The organism is Candidatus Edwardsbacteria bacterium, assembly GCA_018821925.1.
GTDB lineage: Bacteria > Edwardsbacteria > AC1 > AC1 > EtOH8 > UBA2226.
Genome location: JAHJLF010000014.1, coordinates 30,683 through 46,305, shown reverse-complemented (window position 1 = coordinate 46,305; position 15,623 = coordinate 30,683). Strand labels below are relative to the sequence as shown.

Annotated in this window: 17 protein-coding genes; 15 read left to right on the top strand and 2 right to left on the bottom strand. The window is 52.2% G+C overall.

Annotated elements, in window-relative coordinates:
* Both KJ869_01250 and KJ869_01245 read right to left on the bottom strand, forming a co-directional pair.
* The coding region (locus tag KJ869_01250; protein MBU1575819.1) for a hypothetical protein at positions 1-670 on the bottom strand (670 nt) is incomplete at its 3' end.
* Positions 671-925: 255 nt separating this feature from the next.
* Entirely contained in the window at positions 926-2,137 is a 1,212-nt protein-coding gene (locus tag KJ869_01245; protein ID MBU1575818.1) for a DUF401 family protein, read from the bottom strand.
* A 290-nt stretch (positions 2,138-2,427) separates the two neighbouring features.
* Between KJ869_01245 and KJ869_01240 the strand changes: the two genes are divergently transcribed.
* The 15 genes from KJ869_01240 (at position 2,428) to tolB (ending at position 15,583) form a co-directional block, all read left to right on the top strand.
* A complete protein-coding gene (locus KJ869_01240; protein MBU1575817.1) occupies positions 2,428-3,192 on the top strand; it encodes a hypothetical protein in 765 nt (254 codons plus the stop codon).
* A gap of 14 nt (positions 3,193-3,206) precedes the next feature.
* On the top strand, positions 3,207-3,731 hold the full coding sequence (locus tag KJ869_01235) for a GNAT family N-acetyltransferase (GenBank protein MBU1575816.1): 525 nt from the start codon (positions 3,207-3,209) through the stop codon (positions 3,729-3,731).
* A gap of 253 nt (positions 3,732-3,984) precedes the next feature.
* Positions 3,985-4,437, top strand: a complete 453-nt coding sequence (locus tag KJ869_01230) for a nuclear transport factor 2 family protein (GenBank protein ID MBU1575815.1) — start codon at positions 3,985-3,987, stop codon at positions 4,435-4,437.
* Between the two features lie 25 nt (positions 4,438-4,462).
* Positions 4,463-5,923, top strand: coding sequence for a DUF3667 domain-containing protein (locus KJ869_01225; GenBank protein ID MBU1575814.1), 1,461 nt, complete (start codon positions 4,463-4,465; stop codon positions 5,921-5,923).
* Between the two features lie 92 nt (positions 5,924-6,015).
* Positions 6,016-7,272, top strand: coding sequence for a cation:proton antiporter (locus KJ869_01220; GenBank protein ID MBU1575813.1), 1,257 nt, complete (start codon positions 6,016-6,018; stop codon positions 7,270-7,272).
* Between the two features lie 10 nt (positions 7,273-7,282).
* Complete coding sequence (locus KJ869_01215) at positions 7,283-8,374, top strand: DUF362 domain-containing protein (protein MBU1575812.1); 1,092 nt, start codon at positions 7,283-7,285, stop codon at positions 8,372-8,374.
* Positions 8,375-8,538: 164 nt separating this feature from the next.
* Complete coding sequence (gene greA / locus KJ869_01210; protein MBU1575811.1) at positions 8,539-9,006, top strand: transcription elongation factor GreA; 468 nt, start codon at positions 8,539-8,541, stop codon at positions 9,004-9,006.
* Between the two features lie 83 nt (positions 9,007-9,089).
* Entirely contained in the window at positions 9,090-9,590 is a 501-nt protein-coding gene (gene purE / locus KJ869_01205; protein ID MBU1575810.1) for a 5-(carboxyamino)imidazole ribonucleotide mutase, read from the top strand.
* A 24-nt stretch (positions 9,591-9,614) separates the two neighbouring features.
* Positions 9,615-10,799, top strand: coding sequence for a tetratricopeptide repeat protein (locus KJ869_01200; protein MBU1575809.1), 1,185 nt, complete (start codon positions 9,615-9,617; stop codon positions 10,797-10,799).
* Between the two features lie 65 nt (positions 10,800-10,864).
* Positions 10,865-11,758 (top strand): phosphoribosylaminoimidazolesuccinocarboxamide synthase, encoded by an 894-nt coding sequence (locus KJ869_01195; GenBank protein MBU1575808.1) that lies wholly within the window; start codon positions 10,865-10,867, stop codon positions 11,756-11,758.
* A gap of 28 nt (positions 11,759-11,786) precedes the next feature.
* Positions 11,787-12,470: a MotA/TolQ/ExbB proton channel family protein gene (locus tag KJ869_01190; protein MBU1575807.1), complete on the top strand. Its 684-nt coding sequence runs from the start codon at positions 11,787-11,789 to the stop codon at positions 12,468-12,470.
* 4 nt (positions 12,471-12,474) lie between these two features.
* Positions 12,475-12,882 carry a biopolymer transporter ExbD gene (locus KJ869_01185; GenBank protein MBU1575806.1) on the top strand — a complete coding sequence of 136 codons (408 nt, stop codon included), beginning with the start codon at positions 12,475-12,477 and terminating at the stop codon, positions 12,880-12,882.
* Positions 12,879-13,502, top strand: coding sequence for a TonB family protein (locus KJ869_01180; GenBank protein ID MBU1575805.1), 624 nt, complete (start codon positions 12,879-12,881; stop codon positions 13,500-13,502). The genes KJ869_01185 and KJ869_01180 overlap by 4 nt, the downstream gene beginning before the upstream one ends.
* Entirely contained in the window at positions 13,499-14,251 is a 753-nt protein-coding gene (locus tag KJ869_01175) for a carbon-nitrogen hydrolase family protein (protein ID MBU1575804.1), read from the top strand. The genes KJ869_01180 and KJ869_01175 overlap by 4 nt, the downstream gene beginning before the upstream one ends.
* A gap of 21 nt (positions 14,252-14,272) precedes the next feature.
* Positions 14,273-15,583: a Tol-Pal system beta propeller repeat protein TolB gene (tolB, locus tag KJ869_01170; protein MBU1575803.1), complete on the top strand. Its 1,311-nt coding sequence runs from the start codon at positions 14,273-14,275 to the stop codon at positions 15,581-15,583.
* Positions 15,584-15,623: the final 40 nt, after the last annotated feature.

Here is a 15,623-nt window from a genome sequence, read left to right as displayed (position 1 = left end):
TCCTTGATATTGTAAAGAAAGACTTAGAATCACTTCTCCAAAATACTGAACTAATATTTATATTATAAATAATTCTATCCTTTTGGGCCTCGAAATCATAATAAATTATTTTATCACAATCAACTTTTAAAGCGAATTTTCCATCTGGGGATATCTCACAAGAACCAGATATTGAAGGATATTTGATCTTATCATCAATAAATTTATTCTTCTTTAAACTGTAAACTAAAACTGTATCCTTTTTTTTCATTTTGTTGTATTTAATTAACAATCTGCCATCGCCATAACAATACCATAAATCGATCCAGTCATTTTTGCCCTGAGGCATATGTTTAATTTTATTTACAATTTTAGTTTTTATATCTAAAATATACACTTCTTTGTCTGTGTTTAATATTACTTTCGAACTATTTTTATCCCAAAGTATTTGTCTGTTTTCAACGGACATCGGTTTCTTTATAAGATACTTAGAACTATTATACTCATATACAAATAACGTATCCGTATCAAAAAAAGCGATATAATTGCCATTAGGCGACCATTGGGGCATTATGTAACCCCCATTGGCATTATGTGTAACTTTTAAATTGTATGACCACGGAGTGTAATACTCTATTCCAAACAATGAAGAATTGAGCATTATTAATAGCGCCACAATATATTTTCTCATTATTTCTCCTAATATTTATTGCTTATATTCTACTTATTTAACTCCCAACCAATATTATCTCTAAGCATATCGTAATAATGTGTACCACTAGGATTATCATCTTTTTTCAGCTTTCCCTTGCCTTTGCTTTCACGATCCTTAAATACTTTAATAAAACTTCCTTTAATGATAAATTAATATGGGTTGAAAAAAATTATTGTAAAAATCTAATCCCGATGAATTCGAATAAAAATTTGATCGTCGAATGCACTTCCTTTACCGCCACCAATAATAAAGAATTAATCCCAGCAGCATTAACCCCATTGAAGCCGGCAGCAGGTAGCGGTATACCTGGCCCCAGTTGGCCTCAAAATATTCCCGGGTCAGGGCCAGGCACAGATGGCTGGGGGAGATCAGCACCCCGCCCAGTCCGGCCACAAACGCCAGGACATACCAGTTGAGCGATCCTGCCGGAGACCCGAATATTCCCAACAGCAGCGGGAACGCCACTGCCACATAGCCCTGGCTGATTCCGGTCAACAGGCCGACCATGAACGGCAGTATTGTTATTATGGCCACCTTGGGCACCCCGCTGCCCAAAAGTATTCCGGGCAGGGCAGCTATGGCCCCGCTGGTCTCCAGCATCCCCTTGAAGACCATCACCCCGACGATCAGCAGCAAGGTCATCGGCTTGAATGATTCCCACAGCAGGCGGGGTATCTTTTTAATTTTATATTTCAATCCCATGGCCAAGCCTGTCACCGCAAGGGCTGTCATAATGGCCAAGTCGAATTTGAAGGCCAACACCGATATTATCACGAACAGCACCGGGGACATGGTCAGCAGCACATCCCTCCAGGCCTTTTTATAATCGTCCGCCTGATCCCAAACATCTTTCTTTACCCCGCGCCAGCCCACCAGCCAGCCTATGACGATAGCTCCGGCAGTATAGGGCCATTGCTTGTATATCAGGTCGGCCACCGGGCGGGCGGCCAGCACCGCCGCCAGCAGCAAGCCGGGGTACAGCGGGAATACCGCCTCCCAGATATGGCGGTACCAGTAGTTGATGAAGGTTTTCCGGCCGGGCGAAAGATCCATATGCTGGGCGGCCTCCTTCACCAGCGGGGCGGAGAACATGGCGCCCCCGGCCGAGGGCAGGAACCCGATAAATGCCGGCATGAAAGAGGCCACCAGCCGGTGGTCGCGGAACAGCACCTTTAAGGCGCCCACCATCCTGGCCAGCAGTCCGCCGGTCCGCAGCAGGTTCTCCAGAATGGATATCAGGTAGAGAACGATGATAAGATATATGGTGGTCTCAAAATCCAGGGCCGCCCTGAGCGCGCTCTGCCCCATATCCCCCGGCGATACCCTGAATAAAAGACCCAGGGACAGTGACGCCAGAAGCATCACCGGGCCCAGCGGCCACTTGCGCCATAACAGGAATATTATCAGGGCAAAAATCAGCAGTATTTTTATTATTATCAGCATCGTGGTTAATGGATATATTTTACGTTTCTCGCTACATTTTACTTTAATTGTCCTGTCAGGTCAATGCTTTTTAGCGGGTCTAATCCCCTTGTCTGGCTCCGTCATTCTGGGCCTGGCTCACTGCCCAACAAGTCGAAGAATCTATATGCCGAAGATCCTTCAATGGTCAATTATGTAGTAGCGTTCAGGATGACGACATAAAAATAGGGCCCCTCTCTTTATTGGTGGCGAGGGATCATTGTTTGTACTATTTTCTTGACATTCCCCGGCTGGTAAAATATACTTTTTCAATGAGTGATCGTAATAAAAGATATTCCCTGGTCAAACCAGATAATTGGGGCAAGGTCTATCCCCGAGTCATCCGGGCCGAAAAGGATTTTTGCCAGATAGAGCGCAGCGACAGGATACTGGTCGCTCTTTCCGGCGGCAGCGACAGCCTGGTAATGCTGGATATTTTGGCCCAGCAGCATAAGAAGCTTGGCCGCAGCCTGGGAATATCAATCATCGCCGGGCATGTGCCGGGAGAGTACCAGGGGAAACCCATCGCTCCGTTAAAAAGGCTGGAGGAGATCTGCGGCGCCATAGATATGCCTTTTGTGACTTTTGCCACGCCGCTTAGCGATGATATTTTTACAGATTGTTTCAAATGTTCGCTGGCCCGAAGAAAATCTCTTTTCGACCTGGCGGAAAAAAACGGCTGCAATAAAATAGCTCTGGGACACAATGCCGATGATATAGTGGAGACGGCCCTGCTGAATATCATGTATTCCGGCAAACTGGCCGCCATCCTGCCCAGGCAGTCTATCATCAGGGGCAAACTGCATATCATCCGCCCCTTGGCCTATGTGTGGAAGACTGAGATAATGAAATACTCGCGGCAGAGGTTCGGGCGGGTAAAAACCTTCTCCTGTCCCGGAGCAAAGGATTCCCAGCGGCTGGTCATCCGAAACATGTTGAATCGTTTGCAGTCTGACGGCTCCCCGGTAAAGGAGAATATCCTGAAAGCGATCTCCAACCCCAAGTTGGAATATTTGCCGACAATTAATGTTAAATGAAACAAGACACTAATATGCTTAATCATATCAGATTAAATGAGGTTTCTGAGCGCCAGTTCCTGGCATTCTCCGCAACCTACCGCCGGCACGATGAGGACCGGCATCAGTTAAAAGATGGCCAGACTTTCCGGGAATATATAGCCGCACTCAACCGCTATGAGGACCCGGACAACCTGCCGCCGGGAAAGGTCACGCAAATATCCTTCTGGTTCCTGAACGAAGACAATGTTCTTATAGGCAACAGTAGGCTCAGGCTTAGCCTCAACGAGTATTTATTGAACATCGGCGGGCATATCGGCTTTGACGTGTCCCCCGAACATCGCCGGAAGGGATACGCTACGGAAATACTGCGGCTAACCTTGAACGAGGCCCGAAAGAACGGGACCCACCGCGTCTTGGTCACTTGCAACGAGGGCAACCTCCCCTCTCGGAAAGTGATCGAAAATAACGGCGGAATCCTTGAGAACATTGTTATAGAGGACTCCACCGAGAAAAATATCCTGCGCTTTTGGATAAATCTTAATGAGTGCGGCAAGTAGTTGCACTTATCGCTCATGATGCTGACAAAAATGCGTCATTGCGACTTCTTGTCATACCTGCGAAGGCAGGTATCCAGAAGGTTTATACTAGATTTCCTCCTTCGTTCGCCATCGGCGAACTCCGGCGGACAGGCCCGCCGGAGTTTATATCCTGAGCAAGGCCGAAGGACGGGAATGACGAACTGACATAATTAAACTGTTATGGTAAGCAATCAATAAACCCCTCTGGTTGATAACAAAAAGGACTAATACCATGCCTTACGCTTTCAATAATATTGATAACCCCCACTCCGAGACTGAAACGATCGAGCAGACCATAAGGGACAACATCGGGTGGGCGGTAAACAACAAAAACTTGGAACAATTATATTCTTCGGTAGTAGAGAACAAGGAGCTATTCTTTTTTCAGACCGACTCTAAAAGCACCATCAATGGCATCGGGCAATTTAAAGAACTGGTTGAAAAACTCTTTATGCAGGATGCTTTCAAAGCGATAAAATACGAGCTTCATGAACTCAGGATCAATCTTTCGCCATCCCTGCAAACCGCCTGGTTTGCCTGTCTGCTGGATGATTTCAACACCTTCAAAGGACGCCCGGCCAACTGGGAGAAGGTGCGCTGGACCGGAGTCCTGGAGAAAATAGAGGGAAGTTGGAAGATATTCCAGATGCACTTCTCCCAGGCCGAGGATTTGGTAACAAAATAATATTAGGCAATTATAAAAAGATTTTATGGCTTGGGTAGTTCTTATATCAATGCTCCTTTCCGGCGGACTGTATCTGTTCTTCGGATACCGCAGCGTCGCCGGGTCCATTCAGGCCCTGGCCGAAGAAAGCCGGACCGACATGCGGGCTATGATCTTCCGGATCGTTTCGGTGGCAGCCCTGGTGCTGCATTTCATCTGCTTTCTGCTTTACAAGGCCTTCCCGGCCTTCAAATTCATCCCGGCCGAATTTTTATGGAACCGCTGGTTCTCCCTGGCCGCCGCGATCATAGTCGGCCTTCCCGCCGCTGTCATCTGGATTCGGGGGATGATAGACGCCGGCCCGGAGAGCATAGCCGTAAAAGACCGGCAAACGTCCGTCCACGGGATTTATAAAAATATCCGACATCCCCAGGCCCTGGGCAAGATGGCTCTCCCCCTGGTGGCGGCATTGATATTGAACTCCCCGTTCCTGGTGATGTTCTCCCTGCTGTGGATCCCCGCCTTTTACCTGCTGTGCCGCATCGAGGAGAAGGACCTGGAGCTGCACCTGGGCGCGGAATACCTGCACTACAAGGGAGCCACCGGGTTCTTCGTTCCCCGCAAGGCGGTTATCCATCATGCCCTGCCGGAGAACTGCCTCAACTGCGGGACAAAACTGCACGGAAAATACTGCCACGACTGCGGCCAGAAGAACACCGACATCAACGTCCCCTTCAAAGAACTGCTGCACGAATTCCTGTGGGACGAACTGCGGATTGATTCGCGCTTCTTCCACACCCTGTCGCCGCTGATCATCAAACCCGGTTTTCTGACTGCCGATTATGTAGCTGGCAGGAGGGTGCGCTACATTCCGCCCTTACGGACCTATGTGATCATCAGCTTTCTGCTGTTCCTGCTGCTGGCCATGGCCAGCAAACGCTCCCATTTGGAGGAGTTGCATGAGGAACCCGAGACAAGGACAGAAGCCCGGGCCGTGGAGAGCGCTCCGAAGCCTATTATCGGTCAGGATATCCCCGCTGCCGGGGAGGATACGTTAAGCTTCGACTTTCGTTTCACCAGGATGGTCGAGGAGGGCTACCGCCGTGGGGCCAAGAATCCAGAATTGTTTGTGGAAACGCTGATAGAACGTTTTGCTCAGGGCATGTTCCTGCTGATGCCGCTGTTTGCCCTGCTTTTAAAACTGCTTTATATCCGCTCCGGCCGCTATTACATGCAGCACCTGATATTCTCCATCCATTTCCACGCCTTTGTTTTTCTGACCATCCTGGCGATCACCGTTACCCGCTTTTTCCGGATACCGGTGCTCAGCCAGTGGATGAGCCTGCTGATCATGACCATTCCCCTGTATCTGTATCTGAGCATGAAGAGATTCTACCGGCAGGGCTTCTGGCCTACTTTTATCAAACTGAACCTGCTCTCCATTTCCTACGGGGCGATATTCACCGGGTTTATCCTGGTGATCCTGCTATCCTGGATAGTTTTATAAAAATAACCCCGGTGTTTTGAGTTGACTTCAGGTAGGATATATAAGATAATTATCATTGAACAACACAACAAACTTATTATCTGGCTTGATCTATGAACCATCCGGGATTGCTTTCATATTCGGTGATCATCTCCTTGAGCCTTCTGGTGATAATGTCGTACCTGTTCGACATTCTGGCCCGGAAGTCGCGCATTCCCTCGGTCCTGCTGCTTTTAACGGTGGGGATCATCCTGCGCTTTGTCGGCAGTCATCTGAACATCGCCTTCCTCAACTCCCGGATGTACCTGGAGCTGTTCGGCATCATCGGAGTGATTCTGATCGTGCTGGAGGCCACTTTGGAGCTGAGCCTTACCCGGGAGAAACTGCCGGTGATAAAGAAATCGATGGCCTCGGCGGTGCTGGTCTTCATGGCCTCCTCCCTGCTGATAGCCCTGGTGATCAAGCTGGTTCTGAATGCCCCGTTCCAAAGCTGTTTCGTGAACGCGGTCCCCCTGGCCGTCATCAGCAGCGCCATTGTGATCCCCTCGGTCTGCAACCTGGGCCCCGATAAAAAGGAGTTCATGGTTTATGAGGCCACCTTCTCGGACATCATCGGCATCATGATCTTCAACTTTGCCATCCAGAAAAGCATCTGGTCGGCCTCTTCGGTGTTCTCGTTCGTTGGCAACCTGACGGTCATCTCGCTGATCTCGGTGGTCTGTTCGCTGCTGTTGCTGCTGTTCATAGACAAGATCGCCGGGCACAATAAATTCTTCCTGCTGCTCTCCATTCTGTTCCTGGTGTATTCACTGGGCGAGCTGCTCCACCTTTCGTCGCTGCTGCTGATACTGGTGTTCGGCCTGACCATCAGCAACGTCTATCTGATAGTCCGGGGCCCCATCAAGAAATTCCTGAACCCCTACAAGCTGACCTACGAACTCCGGCAGCTCAAGCTGATCACCTCGGAGTCGGCCTTCGTCATCCGGACCTTCTTCTTCGTGCTTTTCGGCTACTCCATCCACCTGGCCTACCTGCTCAATATGGAGATCATCCTGCTGGGCAGCCTGATAATGGTAATGATCTTTACGGTACGTTATTTTCACCTCAAATATATCGCCCGGGTCAGCCTGTTCCCCGAGCTGTTCATCGCCCCCCGCGGGCTGATCACTATCATTCTGTATTACAGCATTCCCCAGCAGTTCATGCTGGCAAGGTTCGGAGAGGGGGTGCTGTTCTTCGTGATCCTGGTCTCCAGCCTGATAATGATGGCCGGCCTGATGTACACCGGCAACAAAGTAACCGAAGAAGCGGAATGTCTGAACATTTTAAGCAATGGCAAACAGCCGCCCCCTCAATCGGAAGGAAACTGAAAGAAAAATAATGAGATCCAAAGTAGCAGCATTAAAGGTCAAGCCGGAGAGCATACTAAATGATATCGCCCGGCTGATGGACCTGGCCGGTTTCCGGGAGCAGCTCGACCCCAAGAAAACCGTCATATTAAAGGATAACATCTCCTGGCATTATCCCTTCCCGGCGGCCAATACCACCCCCTGGCAATTAGAGGGAGTGATCAAGGCCCTGCGGGATGCCGACTATAAAGATATATCCTGCGTCCAGAACAAGACCGTGGTTACCGATACTTTCAAGGGCGAGGATCTCAACCGGTATCTGCCCATCCTGAGAAAGCACTCTGTTCCGGTGCTGTATAATTTCAAGGCGGCGGATATGAAATGGGTATCTTATGTTCCCCAAGCCAAGATGCTGGCCTTGGATAAAATATTTCCCGAAGGGATACTGGTGCCGGATTATTTCTTCGACAAGAACATCCTCCATCTGCCGACCATGAAATGCCACATCTACACCACCACCACCGGGGCCATGAAGAACGCCTTCGGCGGGCTGTTGAACACCAAGCGCCACTACGCCCACTCCTGGATCCACCAAGTGCTGGTGGACCTGCTGGCCATCCAACAGGAGATCCATTCCGGGCTGTTCGCAGTAATGGACGACACCACCGCCGGCAACGGGCCGGGGCCCCGCACCATGTATCCGGTGATCAAGGATTACATGCTGGCATCAAGCGATCCGGTGGCCATAGACGCCGTGGCGGCCAAAATGATGGGCTTCGACCCCATGAAGATAGACTACATCCGGCTGGCCCATGAACGCGGCCTGGGCTGCGGCAGGCCCGAGGAGCTGGAGTTGGTGGGTGACGACATCTCCGGAGAGAGCTGGAATTTCAAGGTGGGCAAGAACCTGGTGCGCCGGGTGGGCGGAGATATGATCTGGTTCGGCCCCCTAAGGGGCATGCAGAACTTCTTTTTCCGCACTCCGCTGGTCCACTTGTTCATCCTGGCATCGGAGGTTTATCACGATTACCTTCGCTGGCCTTTGTGGGACAGCCGGGTCTATCGCCGCTGGTTGAAGAATACATCCTGGGGCCGACTTTTCGGCAGTTACCCCGAGAGGTGATCGAACTGAAAACTCCTTTATAAGCTTGACAACCATAGCCTTAAAATATATAATGAACCTGTGTGACTGTCCTCAAACATCCCCCTGAAATTTATCCTCAGGGGGGTATGAGTTATATGGCAATGATCGAAACAAAATCTTAAAAAACCTACGGAAGAATCCTTATGTCCAGAGTGGTGACCACTAAAGAGGGCCTGGCCAAAATGAAGACCGAACTGGAAAAACTGGTATCGGTGGACCGGCCCAATGTATCGGAAGCCCTGGCCCATGCCCGCAGCTTGGGCGACCTTTCGGAGAATGCCGAATACCATGCCGCCAAGGAAAAGCAGGGCATGATCGAACGGAAGATCCGCCAATTGCAGACGGACCTCACCAACGCCGAGGTGATTGATCAGAGCAAGCTGGCCAAAGGGGTGGTGGTCTTCGGCAAGACCGTCAAGGTGAAGGACCTGGGCGACGGCACGCAGGAGACCTACATCCTGGTGGGGCAGCATGAGGGCGATTTCGACCAGGGCAAGATCTCGGTGGAAAGCCCCATCGGCAAGGGTCTGCTGGGGAAAAAGGTGGGCGATATCGCGGAGATAACGGTCCCGGCCGGCACCATCAAGTATAAGGTAATATCTATAACGTAAGGGTTTGATTTATCAAGCCTGAAACGATTGCCATAAATTAACCGTAGGGGCGATCGGTTATCGCCCGGTAGTAAAGGAGCAATATGCCAGACATTAAAGTTGCCGTCCTGATGGGATCCGACAGCGACCTTCCGGTGATGGAGAAAGCCATCGAGACCCTGAAAGAATTCGGGATAAAACCCCAGGTGAAGATCCTCTCCGCCCATCGCCTGCCAGATAAGGTGGCCGGGTTCTGCAAGGAAGCCCGCAGCAGCGGCTTCGAGGTCATCATCGCAGGGGCCGGGCTGGCCGCCCATCTGGCCGGTGCGGTGGCCGCCAACACCACCCTGCCGGTGATCGGCGTTCCTTTGAAATCCGGCGCCCTGGCCGGGGTGGACGCCCTGTATGCCACGGTCCAGATGCCCTCCGGCATCCCGGTGGCCACCGTGGCCATCGACGGGGCCAAGAATGCGGCCATCCTGGCGGCCGAAATATTATCCATCAAATACCCCGACATCGCCCAGAAACTGGAGGATATGCGGGCCAGGATGCGGCAGGAGGTGGAGAAGAAATCCGCCCAAGCGGAGCAGAAATACAATCAGTAATCTCGCCAACGCATTCAAGCCGAAATGGCCACCCCACAATACAAACTAAAGAACCTCTGGCTACAGGCCGGTGAAAGCTATTATGCCTATACCGTATATCTGCGCAAGGCTGAGGTGCTGGACCTGGCGGGCGAATGGCAGGAATCTGTAAGGCTCTTGACCAACAATTATGAGTTTGCCAAAATAGCTGGGGCCAAGAAGGAAACAGCCGACTCCGAGGTCAAACGCATCCGGTTGCTTCGTTATCTGGGAAAAACTCAGGACTTTCTGGTACCGCTCAAAAAAGCCCGGGCGATCTATAAAAAACTGGGCGATGAGGGCGGCCTGAATCAGGTCACCAACGAGATCGGGCTGGCCTATCGTTTTTCCGGAGATAACCGGAAAGCCGAAGACTGTTTCTGCCTCCTGATCGATAGGGCCGAAAAAAGCGGCGGTCTCAAGCACCTGATGAGCGGGCTGGGCAACCTGAGCCAGATATATATGCAGCAAGGCAAACACGATCTAGCTTTGGAATATCTCAACCGCTGTATGGACATTTCGCTGCGTCAGAACGACAATACTTTTTTGACCATTCTTTATGGGAGCATGGGTAATACTTATTTTTATCAGGACCGGCTGGATCTGGCCATGGAGCATTATCAAAAACAGTTTCATTCGGCGACTAAATTCGGCGACATCGCCAATATCAGCGTAGCCGTCGGAAACATCGGCAATATCCATAACCGGCATGGCGATTTCGCCCGGGCCCTGGAGTGTTATCGTGAAAAACTGGATCTCTCCCAAAAACTCGGCTACAAAATCGGTATCCTGCAAGCCTTGGGCAATATGGGCCTGGCTTTGACCGAATTGGGGGATATGACGGAAGCCCAGGGATGTTTTGAACGCCAGCTTGCCGTTTCCCGGGAAGCAAACGATCCCGAAGGCATCGAGGGGGCCTGCAGCGGATTGGGGGAGATCTTCACGCAGTTGGCTGACTATACCAGGGCTGAGGAATATTTTAAACTGGCCATCGCTGTCGACATTGAACATGGGCTTAGAAATGACCTGGCGGTGGATTATCTGGGCCTGGCCGAAATGTACCTTAAAAAAGGCGATGCCGGTCTTGCCCGGGAAGCGGCTAGCTTGGCCTTGGTAGCCGCCCGAGAGATCGGCGATGACGAACTTGTAGCAAAAGCAGCACGGCTTCAGAAACAACGGACCGACGTCTGAAAAAACAACCTGCCTGATAATATTATTCAAACCTTCACGTTAAATAAAAGAGGGAAACCGATTTCATGAAAACCATCACCCAAACCAACTTCCCCGATCTTAAAAAGATATCCCAGGGCAAGGTGCGCGACATCTACGACCTGGGGGAGCATCTGCTGATCGTGACCACCGACCGCATCTCGGCCTTCGATGTGGTCCTGCTCAACGCCATTCCCCAGAAGGGCTATGTGCTGACCCAGATCTCGAAGTTCTGGTTCGGCAAAATTTCCGGCATCATGCCCAACCACCTGGTGGCCACCGAGGTGGCAGACTTTCCTGCTGAATGTCATAAATACAAAAATGAACTAGAGGGGCGCTCCATGCTGGTCAAAAAGGCCCAGCCCCTGCCGGTGGAGTGCATCGTGCGCGGCTATCTGACCGGCTCAGGACTGAAGGACTACAATAAGACCGGCCAGGTCTGCGGTATAGAACTGCCCAAAGGGCTGGTGGAATCCAGCCGCTTGGATCAGCCCATTTTCACCCCCTCCACCAAGGCGGATATCGGCGCCCATGACGAGAACATCTCCTTCGAAAAAATGTCGGAGATCCTGGGAGGAGAAAAGGCCGATCTGGTCAAAAAACTTTCATTGGAGATCTATGGCACAGCCCGGAAGATCGGCGAGGAAAAGGGCATCATCATCGCCGACACCAAATTCGAGATGGGCGATTTTAACGGCGAGCTTATACTGATAGACGAAGTGCTGACCCCCGACTCCTCGCGCTTCTGGCCCCTGGCCGGATACCAGGCCGGAAAATCGCAGCCCAGCTTCGACAAGCAGTTCGTCAGGGATTACCTGAGCACCCTGGACTGGAACAAGCAGGCGCCGGGCCCGGAACTGCCCAAGGATGTGATAGACAAGACCAGCCAAAAATACCTGGAGGCTTTGGAGATACTGACCGGCATCCAGCCGCAGGGCTAAACCTCAATAATTTTAGGAACCAATCATTATGCTTCAGATTTTTCAGCGCGGCAGTACTTTGGGGATGATCTTCGGCTACGACATCTTCACCGGCATCATCATGGTCGGCCTGTTGTTGGTCTCCGTCTTTTCCTGGACGGTGATAATCTATAAACGGCGCTCCCTGAACAATATCGCCAAGGCCAATAAAAGGTTTATGGAAAAGTTCAAACAGCGCAAAACCTTCGATGACGCCTTTGCCTCATCCCACCCGGCTTCGCCCCTGTTCCTGATCCTGGCCGAGGGGCTGGCCGAGGCCCAGCGCCTGTCCGGCGGGCAGAAGCTTTCCTTTCCCCTGGAGGTGCTGCCCAACATCCAGGCCGCCATGGACCGGGCCATCGGCGATCAGGTGGAGGCCATCAGCCGGCGGCTGATCACGCTGGCCACCATCGCCAACGTCACTCCGCTGATCGGATTGCTGGGCACGGTCTGGGGTATCATGGTGGCCTTCGTGGACATCAAGCGCTTCGGATCCACCAGCATTCAGGTTGTGGCCCCCGGCATCGCCGAGGCCCTGGTGACCACCATCGCCGGGCTGGTGGTGGCCATCCCGGCCTCCATTGCTTTCAATGCCTACAACAGCCGCATCCGCCACATGGCCGGGCAGATGGAGAACCTGTCTTCGGAATTTTTGGGCGACCTGCGGGTCCATTCGGTGTTCGGGGGGAAGTAGCCCCATGAGACGGGAGCGTTTCCATATCCCGCCCCTGGATTCCATCAACATCACCAATCTGGTGGATGTCTGCATGGCCCTGCTGATCATTTTTATGATCACCGCTCCAATGATGCGCTCCGGGGTGGAGGTGGCCCTGCCCAAGGCCGATTCCTCCAAGCCCCAGATAGAGGAGGGCCTGACCATAGTGCTGACCTCCGGAAGCAAGATACTTATCAACGACCAGCCGGTATCGGCCAAGGCCTTTTCCCAGGTGGTAAGGGGGCTGCTGGCCCGGAACGCTGCCCGGCCGGTTTACCTTAAAGCCGACAAATCGGTGCCTTACGGTTTGGTGGTGGAGATCATCGGGCAGTTGAAGGAACTGAAGGTCAACAACCTGGGCTTGGTCACCGAACCCAAAGCCAGCAAATGAAACGGGAATTCTCCATATCGCTGTCCTTTCATCTGCTGTTGTTTCTGACAGTGATTTTTTTTGCCAGGGTGTTGAACCTGGCATCCCAGCCCTCCTATCCGGCGGTATATCAGGTCAACCTGGTGTCCCTGCCCCAAGTCTCGGGAAGCGAGGGCCAGGACATGGAGAGCGCCCCGGTTCCCGAAGCCAAGCCTTCGGCCCAAAAGGAGCCGGCTGCCCCCAAGGTCAAACCGCAGCCGAAAGCAAAGACTCCGGATAAAAAGCCGAAATCGGCCGGCGGCCCGGTGGTGCCGAACCTTCCCCAGGGAATGAAGGTGCTGGCCGCCGAAGGGGTCTCCCCGGAGGGGTCATACTACCTGGGCATGATATTGACCAAGATCAGCCAGCATTGGCGCAATCCCTACCAGGGCGAGAAACAGGTGATCCGGTCCACCATCTATTTCAAGATCGATCGGCAGGGGAATCTGCTGGAGGCCAACCTGGAGAAATCCTCCGGCGACGCTCTGTTCGACCAGGCCGCCATCCGGGCGGTCTACCAGGCCAAAACTTTCCCGCCCTTCCCGCAGGAGATGAAGGTATCGGTGCTGGGGGTGCATTTTGAATTTGAGTATGTGAAATGACCCGTTTTGCTCTGGCCGTACCGAAATTATCGCCGACAATAGAAGGCAATCTAAAGACCCTCATAACCTTCACCGAAAAGGCTTCTAATGAAGGGGCTGATCTGGTATTATTCCCCGAAGCTTGTCTGACCGGGCTGATAAATAATGACCAGCCTGATCATGACCTTTTGTTGGGGCAAACCGTTCCCGGCTCTATAACCGATAAGCTTTGTTCCTTGTCTGCGGAAAAGAATATCTCTATTGCCCTTGGACTGCTGGAGCGGGTGAAGAATTCTCTTTACGATACTGCCATATTGATTTCCCCGGACCAGGGCATTGTTTTAAAATACCGAAGGATGTCACCGGGTTGGCATGGGCTTCAAGCCGATCAGAACAGATATCGCCAGGGAACCGGCATAGAATCTTGTGGTATTGCCGGGCTGCGCACGGCGTTTTTAATCTGCGGTGATCTGTTTGTCGATGCCATCTGCAGCCGGTTATCCGCCGTTAATCCCCAAATTTTGTTTTTGCCCATGTCCCGCTCCTTTGCCAACGGGTCGGCAGATCAAGAGAGATGGAATACTGAGGAACTCCCCGAATATTCAAAAAGAGTAGCCGCCATTAAAGTTCCGACCCTGATGGTGAATTATATCGGTTGCCGGGAGCAAGGCGATACCAGTTTTGGCGGGGCGGTCGTTTTTTCGGCCGATGGGCAAATAAAAGACCAACTTCCTTTAGGGAAACCCGGCATGATCTATTTCGACCTTTAAATATTATTTATACACTATAGAATGACACTGAGCATATATCTAAATAAATATTTTATTTCGGCTGTTGTTTTTCTTCTGGGATGCCCTTTTGTTGCAGCCCAGACCGACGTCTACCTGAAGCTGTCCACCTCGGAAAGGCGGCCCATCGAGCTGGTGGTCACTCCCATCCAGGCCCAGGGGAAAATTTCCAAGGAGACTGTCGCCAAAGTTAAAGAGACCATCGATGTGCTGTCTGACGACCTAGCTTTCTCGCTGTACTTCCAGCTGATTGAGTCCCCGGACAGCGATCCGGGATACGGCTTCAAGAAAGGCCAGGTCCAGGCCGGGTCCTGGCAGCTGCTGGGGGCCAAGATGCTGTTGATTCCCGAACTGCGCAGCGACAAAAAGCAGGATCACCTTAAGGTCCGGATCTACGACCTGGGCGTGGGGCGCGATATCTTCACCAAAGAAGTAGTTGTGGATCACTCCCGTGGCCAGGCCCACCGGATCTGCGACGAGATCATCAAGGCCCTTACCGGGGAGAACGGCGTGGCCTCCACCAAGATAGCTTTCTGCCAGAAGAACGGCCAGAACAAAGAGCTGGCTTTGGTGGATTATGACGGCCACAACCTGCAAAAATTAACGGCCCTGAACACAATCAACCTGTCGCCCGACTGGTCGCCCGACGGAAGCAAACTTGCCTTCATTTCCTTTCAACGCAACCGGACAGAGATCTACTCGCTGGATATGAAGGCCTGGAAGCTTCTGGCCATTTCCCAGGTCGAGGGGCTGAACACCTCCCCAGCCTGGTCACCCGACGGCCGAAAAATGGCCCTGACCCTCTCCCGGGACGGCAATGCCGAGATATACCTTTATACCTTGGACAGCCGGTCCTTGCAGAGGCTGACCAACAGCTGGGCCATAGACTGCTCGCCGGGCTGGTCCCCTAATGGCCGGGAGCTGGTTTTCACATCGGACCGCCCGGGCAGCCCCCAGATCTATTTGATGGATACCGACGGCTCCAATATCCGGCGGCTGACCTATCAGGGAAATTACAACACTTCACCGGTGTGGTCGCCCAAGGGCGACAAGATCGCCTTCGTCTCCCGCATCAACGGACTTTTCCAGATCTGCGCCATGAATGTCACCGGCGACGGCTACACCCAGCTGACCTTCGAGGGCGATAACGAGGATCCCTCCTGGTCGCCCGACGGCCTGCATTTAGCGTTCTCCTCCAACCGCATCGGCAGCAGCCAGCTGTGGCTGATGCACTGGGAGGGCTCGGGCCAGAAGGCCGTCACCAACCTCAGCGGGGCCTTGATGCCGGCCTGGAGCCCGGTTTCAGTTCCTTGAAATACTAAACTATCACTATAACAATATAAAGGAGTTAATC

Excerpts from the sequence above, each read along its gene's own strand:
- KJ869_01245 (MBU1575818.1), bottom strand. The coding sequence starts at position 2,137 with ATGCTGATAATAATAAAAATACTGCTGATTTTTGCCCTGATAATATTC.
- KJ869_01240 (MBU1575817.1), top strand. The coding sequence starts at position 2,428 with ATGAGTGATCGTAATAAAAGATATTCCCTGGTCAAACCAGATAATTGG.
- KJ869_01235 (MBU1575816.1), top strand. The coding sequence starts at position 3,207 with ATGCTTAATCATATCAGATTAAATGAGGTTTCTGAGCGCCAGTTCCTG.
- KJ869_01230 (MBU1575815.1), top strand. The coding sequence starts at position 3,985 with ATGCCTTACGCTTTCAATAATATTGATAACCCCCACTCCGAGACTGAA.
- KJ869_01225 (MBU1575814.1), top strand. The coding sequence starts at position 4,463 with ATGGCTTGGGTAGTTCTTATATCAATGCTCCTTTCCGGCGGACTGTAT.
- KJ869_01220 (MBU1575813.1), top strand. The coding sequence starts at position 6,016 with ATGAACCATCCGGGATTGCTTTCATATTCGGTGATCATCTCCTTGAGC.
- KJ869_01215 (MBU1575812.1), top strand. The coding sequence starts at position 7,283 with ATGAGATCCAAAGTAGCAGCATTAAAGGTCAAGCCGGAGAGCATACTA.
- greA (MBU1575811.1), top strand. The coding sequence starts at position 8,539 with ATGTCCAGAGTGGTGACCACTAAAGAGGGCCTGGCCAAAATGAAGACC.
- purE (MBU1575810.1), top strand. The coding sequence starts at position 9,090 with ATGCCAGACATTAAAGTTGCCGTCCTGATGGGATCCGACAGCGACCTT.
- KJ869_01200 (MBU1575809.1), top strand. The coding sequence starts at position 9,615 with ATGGCCACCCCACAATACAAACTAAAGAACCTCTGGCTACAGGCCGGT.
- KJ869_01195 (MBU1575808.1), top strand. The coding sequence starts at position 10,865 with ATGAAAACCATCACCCAAACCAACTTCCCCGATCTTAAAAAGATATCC.
- KJ869_01190 (MBU1575807.1), top strand. The coding sequence starts at position 11,787 with ATGCTTCAGATTTTTCAGCGCGGCAGTACTTTGGGGATGATCTTCGGC.
- KJ869_01185 (MBU1575806.1), top strand. The coding sequence starts at position 12,475 with ATGAGACGGGAGCGTTTCCATATCCCGCCCCTGGATTCCATCAACATC.
- KJ869_01180 (MBU1575805.1), top strand. The coding sequence starts at position 12,879 with ATGAAACGGGAATTCTCCATATCGCTGTCCTTTCATCTGCTGTTGTTT.
- KJ869_01175 (MBU1575804.1), top strand. The coding sequence starts at position 13,499 with ATGACCCGTTTTGCTCTGGCCGTACCGAAATTATCGCCGACAATAGAA.
- tolB (MBU1575803.1), top strand. The coding sequence starts at position 14,273 with ATGACACTGAGCATATATCTAAATAAATATTTTATTTCGGCTGTTGTT.